A 16,246-nucleotide genomic window follows, 5' to 3' on the forward strand; every position below is an offset into this window, starting at 1 on the left:
TATATTTTCCAATCAATTATCTAATTGTAATTGTTTCAGTTTTATTATCGTAACTCAAGTAATAAATCCCTTTTTCTAAAGTAGAAATATTGGCTTTAGAACCAAAACCTCGCTTTACTATATTTCCGTACTTGTCGTAAATTTCATACAAAGTCTCACCGTTTGAAAAAGCAATTTCATCTTTAAACTTAGTCTTCCCTTCTAAAGAAATTTCTGGAACAGAAGAAGTAAACTCAGCAGCTGGAGAATATCGAGGTTTTCCAGTGTAATCCACTTGTTTTACTCTAGCCTTGTTTGCTCCAGAGTGAGGAGTCACTTTAAACGAGTATTTGTGAGCTCCAGGCACACCTTTTCCTTTTACTTCACCAACTTTTACCCACTTGTTCCATCTGAATTGTTCTACGATGTAGTCCATTTCACCGGTTTCGTTATTAGTTGTCCAATTTAAAACTCCGTTTTTATCAAATGAAATTTGACTGGTATTAAAAGTAGATTTTGGTTTCAACACATCAGGATTTAATACCTGAACATCACAATCATCTTTGTGTTTAATGTTAACAATAATAGGGTCTCCCAGTTTTAATTTAAAATTATTGAAATCGATTTCAAATGCACTTGAATTGATTTCATCTGTAGATAATTCTCCATTCACTGTCACTTCAAAAACACAGAAACCAACACCAGAACCTCCAAAAGAGTTTTTGACAAACAAGTTTTTTCCTTGGTAGTGACCTTCTAAAATAAGAATCCCTGCGTTAGCAGTTACCGCAAACAACAAGCATAAGACACTAATAACAAGACTTTTCTTCATAATTAACCGTTTCTAATGAGGATGGTATTCTCAACTACAATAATAAAGTGTTTCCGTCCAATATCAAAATAATTCTGGATAAATATCGGACTACTAATTTAGTAAAAATTCAACATTTCGCTAACTAAATATTAATTCTCGACGAATCAACCATTCTTCTCATATTTTTTCAATACTTCCTTTAACTCAATAATTCTTTTTTGTTTTTCAGGATCTCTTCTGCTCTTGGCCGATTTTGTAAAGTACTTGTGCATAGTCAAAAATTTCACTTGCAAATGATCCCAATCCTCCGCTGACTTGAGCTTCCCAAATTTCATCAACTCTTGTTTCAACGTTTCCGCTTTTGGGTAAAAATCATTTCTTCCCAAATAATCCAAATCTGCATCACACATCAATTCTTCCAAATGAGATTGGGGGTTATGTGGAACCTTGGTGGCCTCTATCAGTGTAATCACTAATTCTATTTGTTCTTCCGTGTATCCAAAGCTCGGCAGCATTTCTTTTGCCATCTGTGCTCCAATCGGTTCGTTACTCTCATACGATTCAATGAAACCTGCATCATGAAACAAAGCAGCAGTTTTTAGCAAGTATAATTCTTCTCCTCTAACTCCTTCCCAAATAGCCAATCTTTCAACACTTTCACATACATCTTTGGTATGATGTATTCCATGATAATAGAGTCCTTCAGGCAACTCATCCCCTAATCGTTTAATAATGTATTTTTCTGCATTTCTATAATTTATATTACTGTAAAGCTTAAGGTTCACATAATGCTCAAATGCTTCATTTGGAGTTATTCCATCTTCATTTTCAGATAGCTCTGGTTTCACTCCATGCACATAATACATGTCAATTTCGCCTTTATTTTTTGCCGGAATTTTGCCTCTGTACTCACATTCAAAAAACTCTGCAACAGCTTCGTATGTCGTTCCAGATATGTTGATCATACCGACTTCGCAAGCAGTTTCTAGTCGGCTAGCAATATTTACCGTATCCCCCCAAATATCATAAGCAAAACGCTTGATACCTACAACTCCGGCGATTAAATCTCCTGTGTGAATACCAATTCTTAACTCCCAAGGCTCCTCACCTTTCGCCTCCATCTTTGCGGCTTCTTCCCGCATGCACTTTCTAATATTCAATGCGGCTAAAACGGTATCTATAGGGTTACTTTTATTTCGAATTGGAAGTCCTCCTGCACATAGGTAGGCATCTCCAACAGTCTTAATTTTTTCTACGTCAAACTCAGCGGTGATCTCATCAAATTTGATAAAAAAGCTATCTAATTTAGCCACTAAATCTTGCGGCTTATAATTCTCCGCTATTTGGGTAAACCCTGCAAAATCAGTAAACATTACCGTTGCTCGCTTGTAGTTCCGGGCTTTGGCTCGTCCCCTATTTTTGAGTTCTTCAGCCGTTTCTTTTGGTAAAACGTTCAGCAGTAATTTCTCGGTTTTTTCCTTTTCTTCTTCTACTAATCTTTTTTGTACCTCAACCTCTTCTTTTTGCTTAATGATTTCAATGGTTCGATGTTTAACTTGAGCTTCCAGAATTTTTTTCTGCTGCTTTACACGCTTTAATCGACTTCGATAATAGAAAAATATTAAACTCAAAACAGACAATATTACCAATGTTCTAAACCACCAAGTGGCCCAAATTGGGGGATGAATGGTCAAGGTTATTTTTACTGGCTCGCTCCAGATGTCATCACTATTACTTCCTTTAACTTTAAAGGTATAGGTCTTAGCATTTAGATTGGTATAGGTAGCGACCCTTGAGTTATCTATATACACCCAATCGTCATCAAATCCTTCTAACATATAGGCATGTTGATTCTTTTTTGGATTGGAATAATGCAAGGAAGCGAATTCAAAGGCTATTACTTTTTGGTCATAATCTAAATCAATGTGTTTCGTTTCTGAGATACTCTGCTGAAGAATACCATCTTCAGTAATTGGCACCTTTTGATTGAATAGGTTAAACCCTGTTATTACCATCTCTGGTGGGTTCCTATTGATTGCTATTTGGTTGGGAGTAAAAACATTAAATCCATCTATTCCACCAAAAAACAACTCAGAATTAGCCGACTTAAATCCCGCTCCAGAATTAAATTCGTTGTTTTGTAACCCATCGGTTTCACTAAAATTGGTAATTAAACCAGATTTAATATTATATCGGCTAAGTCCCTTATTAGTACTAATCCACAGGTTGTCATTATCATCACCAATAATGGAATTAATGGCATTATTGGACAAGCCTTCATTCTCTGAAACATTCCTGATCTTTCTAGTAATAAGATTATACCCGTACATTCCTGCAGAGGTATTACCAATCCAAAGCTCCTCCTTTTCCATCCATAAGGAGGTAATGAAATCATCTTTTATTTGTGGTTTAGCAATTCGATAGCGAAATGGGTTGATTCGTAATGTATGAAAACTAACAACTCCTTCCTCTGTACCTAACCATAAAGTGTCTCCTTCCTTAGTGGTAATGGAACGAACTACATTGGCTTTTACCCGATCTTTAATACCATCTGACTGGTCAAAAAAGTGATCAATTTTACCTGAAGTGTTTATTCTTAACAGACCTTGCCTATTACCTATATAAACTTCACCATTATCCATCACCTTAATGGCATATGTTCTACTTTTATTCTTTGGGTGATAATAATCTTCAAATGTTTTCTTAATTGTATCGAATCTCTTGAATCCGTCCTCTGTTCCTACCCAAAAACCATTTTTGGTTGGTGCGATCGAAAAGATGCCAGCTCCTTTATTAATATTCGGCTGATAGGTAGCAATTTCATTGGTGAGAATATTGTATTTAGATAATCCATTATCACCACCAATCCATACAATTGGCAACTCTTTGGAGTAAATTGTCCAGACTTTACTATTGTCTATCTGATCGTTACCGGCTATGATTTGATAATGGTTGAAATTTTGTCTCTCACTATCGAATTTATTAATCCCAAACCGTGTTCCAACCCACAAAATACCTGTTTTATCAGTAGTTAAACTTAAAACAGTATTGGAACTAATCGAAGTAGACATATTGGAAGAGTGAGTAGATCGATCTAACTTTGAAGTCTTTAAATTATATCGAAACAACCCCGAGTTTGGTGTTCCAATCCACATTGATGCTTTGCGATCTACATGAACTACAGATATTTCAGCATTGGAAGCCTTAAACTCTTCACTAAAATCACGGTACAATGCAAAGATTAATTTTTCATTTAGATTATAGATACCTGTTGAAGTGTAAGAGTAAAGTACTTGTTGATATTGCTTAAAACCAATAACTTTTTGATTTTCGGGAATCCCTGAAACACTAGTAAAGTTGGCTTCTTGCACAGATTTAGACCTCAAAACGCCTTTATCTGTAGCCAAATAAATGGTCGAATTAAAAAGTTCTACTCCATTTATTTGGTAGTTGACTGACTCCCAAAACAATGAAAACGTAGAAGTAGAAATATTTAGTTTAAATAATTTATTATTCGCAATAACTAACAAATGCGCTGAGTCCAACTCGAGTAGACTTTGAACACTTAGCAGTTTATCTTTTAAAACGGAGTAATTCTTAAATTTTAAGGTATGGGGTGAATAGGAGGAAACCCCTTTGTCTGTGGCAATCCATATTAACCCATCGGCCGCTTGAATAATTTGATTGATGTTATTACCCTCAATAGAGTTTGAGTCATTCAGATTATTGATGTAATTGGTAAATTCATACCCATCATAACGGTTAAGACCGTTTTGAGTGCCAAACCACATGAAACCACTTTGATCTTGTAGTATCGTTTTTACCGTACTTTGGGAAAGTCCATCGGAGGTTGTAAGACTTTGAAATTTAATAGTAGTCCCTTCAGAAGAAATGCCAACCACAATTGATAAAATCAATAATAGCAACTTGCTGTACCAATGTTTCTCTTTCAAATTGTACATCATTTAAAGTATATTTTAAATTCTGTTCGTCGATTGATTCTATTTTCTTCTTTTGTTAAAGGCACATTCAATATATCTTGAATTAGCAACAAATTAACTTCTCCTTTGGCCACTCCTTTTAGCCTACTCTTTTTAATTCCTGCATCTGTTAAATAATCAATCACTGAATTTGTCCTTTTTTTTGATAATTTCTCATTGTATTTTTCAGGTCCCATGGGATCAGCATATGAAATTACCTCCAATTCTATCTCATCCTGTATCAACAATTTAGCTATTAAGTCATTGAGTTTATGTACTTCTGAAGAGTCAATTTTGTAGCTATCAAAGTCATAATATACAACATATTGATTTAAAAAATCAAAATAAGTGGTATCTATAGGAAGTGAACGCAGCGTATCCACCTCATTTTTGAACGCAAGGAAAATATCGCTATCCTCCAGTTTTTCAACAGGTATTATTGCCTGATCTAGATCAAGCTTTGTATACTTGAAGTTTCCTCTTCCCAATTTGGCCGCGCTTGCTATTACCTCATCATTTATATCATAAAGCACCATGTTAAGGTCAAGCGTTTCATCACCGACTTTGAATGAATAGTTTGCATCTGGATCTAAGGTTTCAAATTTAAATCGACCATATTTATCGGAAAGAACTACATCGATGATGTTGCCATTCTCATCGAGTAAGTATACTTTAACAATCTGATTGTAATCGTTGGGTAATTTTCTGTATACCTGTCCAAACAATGCAAACCGGTCTATTGGCATAATGTCCGTCACGTCCTCCTCTTGAATTTCTTCCAATATTGCAACCTCGGAAGTTAGTTTCGTGTATTCAAATTTTCCGGCACCAGTTTTAATTGTATTACTTAAAAATTCATTGGTTTCATTCTGCAATGAAATGGATAAGTCATCGTCAATGGCCTCTGGAATTAGGAACGTATATCGCTTATCTGGATCTAGCTTTGTAAATTTAAATAAGCCAGTAGAGTCAGTATACGTTTTACCTACTATATTTCCCTCATCATCAAGAATTAAGACTTCAATTCCTTTTGAATAATCCCCAGGAAGCTTTTTGTAAACTTGTCCAAAAAAGCTAATTGCCTTATCCTCTAAAAGTATAGGTTGTACATTATATTCATCAAACGGAAGAGCTTGAAAGGTATAATCTCCATTTTTAAGTCGATTTAATAGATACAATTTTTCACTGTCCATATTAAGTGCAAAAAGTCGGATATTATCCTCCTCTCCATCTATTCTTACCAAGTAATTTTCATTCAGTTCTAACTGATTAAATTCAAACTCCCCTTTATGATTAGTGTAGGTGGTTCTCAAAGTGTCACCAGATACTGAAAGCATATAAATAAGAAGATTACTAATTGGAACACCATCTTTCTCAGCCAGCCCAATAATAGCTGTATGGTCGGATTTATGAGATTTTAGATAATGATAGTTAACCGTTCGTGATTTATCTATGGCAAATTTATTGTCATTGTCTTTGGAAGGAAGGTCAACAATTCGTTCATAATTGTTGATTAGTGCAAAGTCAATTCCTGGATTAGATTCTTTTAGCATTACCAAATAGTCTTTGTCGAAGGGTAAGTTTCTAAATGACAACCTTCCATTTTCATCAGCGAAGGTAGAATCAACAATATTTCCAGCATCATCATATAAATACACCATCATTCCTTCAGAAAAATCTCCAGGTAACTTATCGAATAACTGTCCAAAAATCATGAATTCATTTAAGGTGACGTCTTCAGCCTTCAGCAAGGCCATTTGCTTGATTTCATCCAACTTAAGAGTGTTGAACTTAAAAGAACCATCTGCCAATCGATCTACTAAAAGCATTTTTTCACCCGAGTCGTCCGTTATGAAAATTTTAGCATTAGGATAAGACTCCTCATCCTTGGCATCTATAGTAACGATATAATTTTCATCAACTGGCAGTTTACTGAATTTAAATCGACCATTCTTATCCGTATAAACTACTTCAATCACGTCTCCGTTTTCATCCAACAAATTAAGCTTTACACCTTCAGTAGGCAATCCATCAAATTCAAATAATCCAGCAATCGCAATAGAATCAACAGAAGTAGAATCTCTAAGTTGAAAATAATAAACATCGTCACTCCCTTTTCCACCTTCTCTATTGGAAGAAAAGAACCCTTCGTTATCTGAGATAAAGCTTATTCCAAAGTCATCAGTTGTAGAATTAATGGGTCCTTTTAAATTATTCGGCTCAGTATGATCTAGCGTTGTAATAATAGATTCAAACAAATCTAAACCACCATAACCACTAAGTCCATTGGAAGCAAAATACAATTTATTCCCTTTACAATAGGGAAACAACTCATTCGCCGCAGTATTAATCAATCGTCCCAAATTGATTGGTTTACTCCAATCGTCGCCTGCCTTATTAACGTAATACAAATCCATTCCTCCAAAACCTCCAGGCATGTCAGAACTAAAATAAAGCCGACTTCTATCGTGTGAGAAATACGCATGACCAATAGAGTAATCATCGGAATTAAATGGAAATTCCTTTTCATCTCCCCATTTTTTCCCATCCCAAGTGGAGTAATATACTTTCATTCGATTGACAAACTTTCGTCCCTTTTCTTTGTTTTCGACTCTTGTGTAAAATGCGGTAGTTTGTGCAGAGTCGAATGATATAGGCCCATCGTGATAAAGCGTATTAATTGCTGAAGAGAATTCTTTAACTTGAGAAAAATGTTTTTTATCAGCAGACATATCAGCCTGATAAATGGACAAAAAAGGCCTTTCCGTCCAATCAAAAGTCACATCATTTTGGTGGTCAATTCCTCGATCAGAAACAAATACGATTGAATTGTTATATCCTACTGGAGAAAATTCCGCAAAATTGGTATTTAATCCACTTACGGTATCAATAATGAAGGCCTGAAATGCTTGCCTCCATACCTCAACATCTTCAATAGACCTCACAGCTAGTTTTGCTATAAAACTCTCCGGGTTTTTATTGGCGAATTCTTTAAACTGAGCTTGCGCTTTCAACAGTTCTTTATTGGCTAAAAGCACCTGACCATATGACAAGTGTGCTTGACTAGGTATATTTTCAAAAGAACTAATCTTTGAAAACACTTTAGCTGAATTATGATAATCATCAATCTTTTTGTAACTCTCAGCTAGCTTGTATAATATACGATTGTTGGAACTATCCTTCAATAAAGCCTTCTCATAAGCTACTATGGCTTTTGGAAATTGAAATTTATCGAAAAGCCGATCACCTTTATCTTTCTGAGCAAACAAAAATATAGAAGAATAAAAAAGGAAACAAAACACCAACAACTTCTTAATAACATGAAGACGAAATTGTTGAGTTAGAAATATATGTTGAAAAATATCGGTCATTAAACTATATTCAGGATATTAAAAGTAACGAGGTGAAATTAATTTAGACTTAAAAATATCAAAATCAAACCCCACAAAAATCTCATGAGAACCGCCATTTCCAGTTTTCAAAGTATTGAATGGGTAATCATAGGAATAACCTACCCTCAACTCTTTTGTTAGATAGTACTCAATAAGTGCAGCCATTCCATACCGTTTTCTGTATGATAAACCCAGCCACAAGGTTTGCTTAAAGAAAATACTTGCATTAATATCTAGTAACAAAGGGGAATTTACCATTCCTCTGGCCAATATGGAAGGTTTAAATACAAGGTCCTTTTGAATGACAAAAGCACGACCTGCAGTTAATGTCAGATGAGCATTCTGTTCAATTGTATTGGTTTTATTGATGTTTTCATCAGTGATTCCTATTCTATCCTCTGAAAGGTGAGAGGCTTCAATTCCGATATAGTTTTTCTTATCACTATAGTACATTCCAAAATCAAATGAAGGCATAAAATAACTTTCGCGCCCTAAGTTATAGGAAGCTTCTCTAGTGTCTTTATAGTTTATTTTACTCCAATCAAATTTATAGTTGTACAAACTAGCCCTAATTCCAAATCCTAACTTACCGCTGAAAAGTTTAATCTTATAGGCATAATCTCCAGAAATTGCGAGTGTATTCTTGGGGCCAATATTATCATTCATTACCTGAAATCCCACCCCCATATTTTTACCCCTAAAAGGTGCATGTATAGCTAGATTTTGCGTAGTTGGGGCCCCTTTAAACCCTACCCATTGAGAGCGATGAATTAGCGCAACACTCAAAGCATCTCTGCTTCCTGCATATGCAGGGTTCACAGACAAAGGGTTAAACATATACATATTGTATTGTGGATCTTGCTGAGCTAGAGCAGGAGCCATCCATAGCAATGTCGAAAATATACCGAGAATCTTCAAATACTTTTTCATCTCTATTTTGTTAATTCTACCCACCCTTTTTTAATTTGATTACCAGATTCTAAAACATAAAAATAGGTGGCTCCTGGAAGCAATTTATCATTTAAATTACTACCATCCCACACTACAGTTGAATTATCATAATTTTTGAACTGATTTACTTTTTCGCCATATCTGTTATAGATAGTTAAAGTATTCTCTGGGTAATTAGTGATATTATCTATTAACCATAAGTCGTTCACATTATCCCCATTTGGAGTAAAGCCTGAATAAAAAACAAGGTCGCAAAAACCGAGAGGTTCAGTACCAATCTCAAATGACTTTGTTAAACTACATCCATTAAACCCAATAACTGTGACTTGATGAATACCAGCTAATAACCCAGTTTGAGTAGAATCAACAGATCCATCTGAAAAAATAATTTGGTAAGGAGCGATACACCCGTTAATATTTGATACAATGGCAGACCCATCAGAATAACCCTCACAACTGGTGTTGAATATGTCAATTGTAAAATCTAAACTATCAAAAATCAATAAAGAATTTCCTTGCTGAAACCCTGCCTGAAGCACATAGTTGGTTGAATTAGAAAACTCTACTGCCATTTCTCCTACTGTTGACTCCAAGTAGAAACTTGTACTTAAGGTACTGTTTCCAGTACTACTTATTACTGCTCTTTCTAATGATTGTCCATTCATTGAAAAAATCAATAAATTGGCTATCAGCAAGCAAAGTATGTAGTGCGGTTTACTATACATTGGTTTTATTGACATCTTTAATTCGTTTCTATTGATGAATTTATCTGAATAGATCCATTCGATTCAATTCTCTTTTTTCCGTTGTAATAATAGTCTCCATGAAGCACTATAGTTCCATTGTTTTTCATTGTTGATAAGTCTCCCAAATACAAATTTCCCCAAATCGTCAGAGTAACATCTTGATTAATATTTAAGGTGCTATAACTTGTATGAATTAAATCATGACATTTCCCATTTCCATTTACTGTACAATTAAAGGTAAGTGCTCCTTCAATAGTAACATCAGTATTCTCATCAGGGATACCATTGGACCAATTATATGAAGAAGTCCAAGACCCTGTAATGAGGGCTTGAAACGACGTTGATTGCCCGTAAAGCGTTTCTACAAAAAACAGTGTAATTCCCATTAAAATAGCTCGTCTCATCATGGATTAATTTTCATTTTAAATATCCAAGTACCGCTTTCTCTTCTTTCAAAAGAAAGGTCGTTACCATCTCTCTTTATTCTCCACGTACCGTCAACTGATGGATCCCCAAAATAAAAAGCGTCATTTCCAACACCCCCACTACCATCTATTTCTATATCTCCAACAACATCTAAATCTGAAGTTGGCAATAGATTGTTATTACCTACTCCAATTCTTCCACCGGGCGTAATGTTAAACGGTTTTATGTAGGTAGAACCATCGAAAAACTCAAAAGAAAAATTATTTAATTCACTTCCTATTTTTCTATGGTAGAACGCCCAACTTTTGTCAGTCCCTTCATCAGAATCTAGTTTAAAACCAGAAAAATTAAATGCATCTCCTACCCCTTTCAGATCAAAATAGGCCCCTTCGACAGCACTATATACAGTTAATAAGTTATTAGGAGTGTTTGTTCCTATTCCCACTTTCCCACTAAAATAATTATAGTCTTCGTTTTCTGTATAAACACCATAGGTAGTCCCATCTGTTCCCATGAATTTAGACTTATAGGCAAAAGCAGGGGGAGTAGTAGTAGTATTATTCGGAGTGATTTCTGTATAATTTCCAAATAATGAGTCAGATGAACCCGCTGTACCGATTACATAATTTCGAATACCATACTTTTCTTTCGAGGAGCTTGAACTTATTTCAATTTGTAATCCTATTTTTTTATTCGACCCAGCATTAGATTGATTGTCAATAAGCAATCCACTTGTTGAACCTCCAGTATTCACCTCTATTTCAGATTTAAAATTAGCTCGTATTGAAGATGTCCCAACAGCAAATCTATAATTATTTGAATTGGGTACCACTGTTTGACCTGTTAAGTTAAATGCCGATGCAGCTGAAGTTGACCAATAAGTTTTTCCAAGACCGTCAGTATGTAATATTTCTCCAGAAGTTCCTCTATTCCCAGGCAGACTATAGCCAGTGCCATTTTTCGCAGAGTCTACTGAAAGTACTCCATAAATCTTAACAGAGTCATTTGCAAAATCTCCAAAAATTAATGGGCTATTAGTATTTGAATTGTCAATGAATAATGCATTGTCTCCCACATAACCTGATCCAGCTTGATTTCCAATAAACACATTTAGACTTCCTGTGGTACTTGCCCCCGCTTGATTACCTAATGCAACATTATTGCTTCCTGTAATATTACCAGAAAGCGTGTTTCGACCAATTGAAGTGTTTTCAAAACCAGATTCAATACTTGTGAGTGAAGCACGACCAACTGCTGTATTATGGTAACCGGTAGTTAAAGCTTGCATGGATTGTTGTCCTATGGCTGTATTTTCCCTTACTGCTATTGAAGTTGGCGAAGTCATAACATTAAAGCCAATCGCAAGGTTATCTCTTCCAACAATTCCATTCATACTATTATTACCTACTACAACATTTTGGAAGCTATTGTTATTGGATATCAGTCCTGCCCCTGAATTATTCCCAATAGATACAGAGTTATTTGAATTGACGACTTCAAATCGACCTGAATCCATTCTAAAATATTCTGAGCCAGATTGTTCAAATCGAATGATATCATCATCACCACTACCTGCTACATCTATTTTGGTGTCTCCATCAGCATCCTGAATGGCTACTGGCTCTCCAAGATCATTTTCGCTCATCAACTTAATCCAAGATGGTGTTCCAGGTGTACCTGCATTAAAATAGAATCCTACATCATTATTCGACTGAAAAATAATTAAGCTGGTAGCAGGATTAGTAATGGCATTTTTCTGTGCCTCGGTCATCCGTGGAATCAATAATCCTTTGTCTGTTGCAAAAACATCCAGCATAGCAGAATTATCAGGATCAGTACCATTTGCGTTTATAGATACATTCTGTCCTGAAGAAATTAAAAATGAGATTAAAAATAAAAATAAAATAAATTGCTTCATTATAGTTTGTTATGGCTTGTAAACCGTAAAGTGAAATTGTATGTCAGTTGAAGATTCTCCAGCATTTCTGGTGTAAACTCTTAGCTTTCCACCCACTGCATCTGTATGAATAAATCCGTAAGTACTACCTACAATAGTAGCATTTGTCGCATAACTTCCGTTTGAATAGGATTCTCCAGAAATGGTAATGTCATAAACCCCCGTTGAGACTTTACTGACTGATACATTCCCGGAATTCGCACCTAAAGAACCAGTAAAATATACATTTCCATATGCGATTGGAATCATATTGGCAAAGCCATTAGCTGTGGTTCGAAGTTCTCCATTGTTAATATTAATATTCCCACTGTTATCAATTGTTATCCCTTCATTTCCTCCATCATTAGATAAGTAATTTCCATTTAATTGAATATTGGCAGTGGCTGTATGATTTCCTAAGTTATCACTACTAGCAGAAGGAGAACTCCAATAAGTAGCCCCGGACCCATTAGTAGTTAAAACTTGTCCATTTGAACCATCATTTGTGGGGAAAGAATAGCTCTGATTTATCCTCAATGAATCTACGTATGTAACTCCTCTTAAACCAATCGAAAAGTTAGCCTCTTCCCCATCTATAGAAACACTAGAATTATCCAAAGAAATTGAACTAGAGGCATCGTCGGAAATTAGAGAATTTGCTGTTCCATCCAGCCAATGACCAATAATGGTTTTATCTCCTCCAAAACCTAATATTCCTGCTTGCCCATCATTAAGATATCTAAGTTTATTCGCTCCATCCACATACGTATTGTAGCCATACCATCTAAATCCTTGATAGGATTTTCCTTGAATTGTTAAAAATGTATCTATCTCCATAGACGATTTTGGCAAACGATTTATCCCAATTGAAAATGCTCCGAAGTTGTAAGCAGTATCTTCAGCTGCATCATTTCCATTATCTAAAATGTTGGTGAGACTTAAATCGTTTTGAGCAACTAATTTAGCCCAAGTACCACTGTTGGTAGAGTAAGTATATATTCCTTCCAACGCGTCTGTTTGGTATACTAATAATCCATTGGCAGGCGATACTATTGCTAATCGCTGAGAAGCCGTCATTCTTGGAATCAAAATACCTCTAGATGTATCCGAAACATCAAGCATTGCAGATGGTTCTGGAGGTGTTCCATCGCTATTGATTGACACACTTTGCCCAAATGAAAAAAAGTTTACAGCCAGCAACGCAAGAAACATGCATATTTTCTTGCGATTCGAGTTCCAACTATTATTTATAAACTTTCCCATTTTTTATCCCTACGCTATAAACTTATCCCTTATCACCTTAAAGATTCCTACCTTCTGTAGTAAACACATCTAAAAGTAACATCTACACCATTGGTCGGAGTATCATTTGCTGTATTCTGCAAACCACCATTTCCTACTTTTCTTACTGTATTTGAAGTTCCACCGTCAACCCATTCCCAATCATCCGTAGTGTTTGCTATACCAGTTCCTAAAGAGACACCGGAATACCACTCTGCCCAAGTTGGAAGTTTACGTCCTAAACCAGTACAAGTAAGCGCAGCAGTAAACCACGTTGTTGCACCTCTTTCGGCCGTTTCAATACACATTTTTGGTCCTGCAGCTACCATCCCTGAAGGACAAGCTTCTACTGCGACTGTCGGCGCTTTCCATGTTACTTTTCCTGATCCATCAGAAGTTAACACCTGTCCATTAGTACCTTTGGAACCTGGGAATGTATATCCGCTACCATTCTTGGCACTATCAACAGTTAAAACCCCATTGATAGCTAAAGCGTCCGCAGCAAAGTCACCAAAAATTAGTGGTGTGTCCGTACTGTCATTAGCGATATAGAGCTTATTGCTTCCCATTTCATTGTAACCAGCTAGATGCCCGATGAAAATATTACTATCTCCACTTATGTTAGTATTCCCTGAGTAATTACCAATCGCTACATTTGAATTTCCACTATTATTTTCTAAAGCTCTACCACCAATAGCTACATTATTCTCAGCAGTAGTTCCTTTTTCTAAAGCTCTTTGCCCAATAGCGATGTTATTACTACCAGTTACATTTAGATCCAAAGCTCCAGAACCCAATGCTGTATTTTGTGACCCAGTAGTATTAGATCTTAAAGCAATATGACCAACAGCTGTATTTTCATTTCCCGTAGTGTTAGCGCCTAAAATAGCACCTGTACCAATTGCCGTATTTCCTGCTCCTGTTGTATTGCTTCTCAGTGCTCCTTGACCAATTGCAGTCACTTCAGTATTTTGATTCGCATTAATAGCGGCATCCTCTCCTATAATTATACTATTCGTATTAAGGAACTCTAACCTTCTTTTATCAAACTCAAAAAATACAGTATCATCGACTGCTATATTTACTTCACCAGGAGTTGTTGTACTGACGTAGGTACTAGAATCTGAACTTCTAATTATTGACATTGTATCTTGAGTAATTAAACTACTTATATCACTCCAACTCGCAGAACCATTTGAACTTGATGTTAAAACTCTTCCTACTCCAGCACCATTTGTTAGTCTAAGATAATTAGCCATGATACCGCCATTAACTGTAAGCAACGAATCAGGGTTGGTATTTCCAATTCCCACATTACCCGCATTAGTAATCGACAGTCTTTTATCATTTGACCCGGAAAGATTCACAGTTGAAAAGTCTATTCTAGTGGCAACATTTCCACTATTCACTCCATCAACAGAAATGTTCATGGCATCTGAAGGGCTTGAGCTACTCCCATTATGTGCGGAAATTTCTAATTTAAAGATATCATCACCTGCCAAAACGCTTGAAAATGAGGGCCAATTCCCTCTAAATTTAAACGCTCTTAATACATTTGATTCTCCAGCACCAGAGGCTCCCATTTCAATACTAGCAGATTTCGTTTCTGAGAATATGCTCAACTCGGCCTCGGTAGTTTCTTGCCAAATTCCAAATTGGTTAAAGCCTTTATTACTTCCAATGGTTACATTGCCATTTGGAGCTATGTGTATACCCTCACTGTCTCCATCATTAGAAATGTATTTCCCTTGTAATTGAATATTTTGAGTGGCTTTATGATTCCATGCCGTATCAACTGAAGTTGGATTTTCCCACTTTGCAACACCTTTTGAATCTGACACTAAAACCTTCCCTTCTCCTGAATTAGTCGGAAGTTTAAAAGTTTTAATTAGAATTAATGTATCATTTATTAATACATCACCAACGTCAAAATATCCTGAATAATTTATTCCGGCTCCGGATGCTTTAGCGTATAGTCCATAATTGGTAGCTCCATTACCACTAGCTTCTGTAAATATTCCGTAACCTGTTGAGGTTCCACCACTACTAGTTGATAATGCATTCAGTCCAAAAGCAGTTCCTGCAATTGATGTAGCACTTAACTTCGCACCGTATGCTGTTCCATTTCCAGAAGTATTGGAACCATTTCCATCATACCCTATCGCGCTTGCTGTCCCGGTGGAAGTAGTGTAAGAACTTACTCCTGAATTGTATAGGGAACCACCAGAAGTGGTAATATTCAATCCAGTATTGTTTCCATTTGAACCTGCGGTATTTATTATAGCAGAGTTGGTCGTAGATACTGATGTTTGTGTGTTAGAAATCAGTAATACCCCTCCTGAACTAGAATTTAAAAGAGAAAGTTTTGCCGATGCACCGGGCATTCCAATTCCAACATTACCTGCTGCTGAAATATTTATACCTTCTGACCCTCCGTTTCCTACTAAATCAAAAGTGCCAAGGTTTAGGTTTTGCGTTGCAGTATGATTACCTAAGTTATCACCCGAAGAACTGATTAACCCTCTAATTACAGCAGTACTATCTGCCAAATCAGTTAATGAGCTATCTCTAATATCTTTAATTCTAACAGAAGAGCCTCCATTTATTTTTAAAGAATCTCCAACGAATGATAAATCTTGAAGCTCATTCGTAACACTTAAATCGCCATCATTTATAATGTGAGTCTGCAAACTAGTCGAGTCATTCACGATTCTTGCCGCCAACTTCCCATCTGCTGTTTG

The 16,246-nt window shown here is 35.9% G+C and carries 9 protein-coding genes; all 9 read right to left on the reverse strand.

From position 1 onward, the window contains the following. Positions 1-16: 16 nt before the first annotated feature. A complete protein-coding gene (locus GQN54_RS00290) occupies positions 17-811 on the reverse strand; it encodes a hypothetical protein (protein WP_160630805.1) in 795 nt (264 codons plus the stop codon). Between the two features lie 146 nt (positions 812-957). Continuing rightward, entirely contained in the window at positions 958-4,758 is a 3,801-nt protein-coding gene (locus GQN54_RS00295; RefSeq protein WP_160630807.1) for an adenylate/guanylate cyclase domain-containing protein, read from the reverse strand. Further along, positions 4,755-8,144 carry an OmpA family protein gene (locus GQN54_RS00300; RefSeq protein ID WP_160630809.1) on the reverse strand — a complete coding sequence of 1,130 codons (3,390 nt, stop codon included), beginning with the start codon at positions 8,142-8,144 and terminating at the stop codon, positions 4,755-4,757. Before GQN54_RS00300 ends, GQN54_RS00295 begins: the two co-directional genes overlap by 4 nt. 18 nt (positions 8,145-8,162) lie before the next feature. Then, positions 8,163-9,095 (reverse strand): PorP/SprF family type IX secretion system membrane protein, encoded by a 933-nt coding sequence (locus tag GQN54_RS00305; protein ID WP_160630811.1) that lies wholly within the window; start codon positions 9,093-9,095, stop codon positions 8,163-8,165. A 2-nt stretch (positions 9,096-9,097) separates the two neighbouring features. Further along, a complete protein-coding gene (locus GQN54_RS00310) occupies positions 9,098-9,856 on the reverse strand; it encodes a gliding motility-associated C-terminal domain-containing protein (protein WP_160630813.1) in 759 nt (252 codons plus the stop codon). 2 nt (positions 9,857-9,858) lie between these two features. Next, positions 9,859-10,266, reverse strand: a complete 408-nt coding sequence (locus tag GQN54_RS00315; protein ID WP_160630815.1) for a hypothetical protein — start codon at positions 10,264-10,266, stop codon at positions 9,859-9,861. Continuing rightward, positions 10,266-12,206, reverse strand: coding sequence for a hypothetical protein (locus tag GQN54_RS00320; protein WP_160630817.1), 1,941 nt, complete (start codon positions 12,204-12,206; stop codon positions 10,266-10,268). The genes GQN54_RS00315 and GQN54_RS00320 overlap by 1 nt, the downstream gene beginning before the upstream one ends. A gap of 9 nt (positions 12,207-12,215) precedes the next feature. Next, positions 12,216-13,487: a hypothetical protein gene (locus GQN54_RS00325; protein WP_160630819.1), complete on the reverse strand. Its 1,272-nt coding sequence runs from the start codon at positions 13,485-13,487 to the stop codon at positions 12,216-12,218. A 47-nt stretch (positions 13,488-13,534) separates the two neighbouring features. Beyond that, on the reverse strand, positions 13,535-16,246 hold a 2,712-nt coding region (locus GQN54_RS00330), incomplete at its 5' end, for a beta strand repeat-containing protein (protein WP_394350971.1).

The sequence above is a fragment of the Acidiluteibacter ferrifornacis genome, assembly GCF_009909615.1.
GTDB lineage: Bacteria > Bacteroidota > Bacteroidia > Flavobacteriales_E > Vicingaceae > Acidiluteibacter > Acidiluteibacter ferrifornacis.

What these genes read in the sequence shown, in the direction of transcription:
- GQN54_RS00290 (WP_160630805.1), bottom strand. Translation starts at nt 811, where the DNA reads ATGAAGAAAAGTCTTGTTATTAGTGTCTTATGCTTGTTGTTTGCGGTA.
- GQN54_RS00295 (WP_160630807.1), bottom strand. Translation starts at nt 4,758, where the DNA reads ATGATGTACAATTTGAAAGAGAAACATTGGTACAGCAAGTTGCTATTA.
- GQN54_RS00300 (WP_160630809.1), bottom strand. Translation starts at nt 8,144, where the DNA reads ATGACCGATATTTTTCAACATATATTTCTAACTCAACAATTTCGTCTT.
- GQN54_RS00305 (WP_160630811.1), bottom strand. Translation starts at nt 9,095, where the DNA reads ATGAAAAAGTATTTGAAGATTCTCGGTATATTTTCGACATTGCTATGG.
- GQN54_RS00310 (WP_160630813.1), bottom strand. Translation starts at nt 9,856, where the DNA reads ATGTCAATAAAACCAATGTATAGTAAACCGCACTACATACTTTGCTTG.
- GQN54_RS00315 (WP_160630815.1), bottom strand. Translation starts at nt 10,266, where the DNA reads ATGAGACGAGCTATTTTAATGGGAATTACACTGTTTTTTGTAGAAACG.
- GQN54_RS00320 (WP_160630817.1), bottom strand. Translation starts at nt 12,206, where the DNA reads ATGAAGCAATTTATTTTATTTTTATTTTTAATCTCATTTTTAATTTCT.
- GQN54_RS00325 (WP_160630819.1), bottom strand. Translation starts at nt 13,487, where the DNA reads ATGGGAAAGTTTATAAATAATAGTTGGAACTCGAATCGCAAGAAAATA.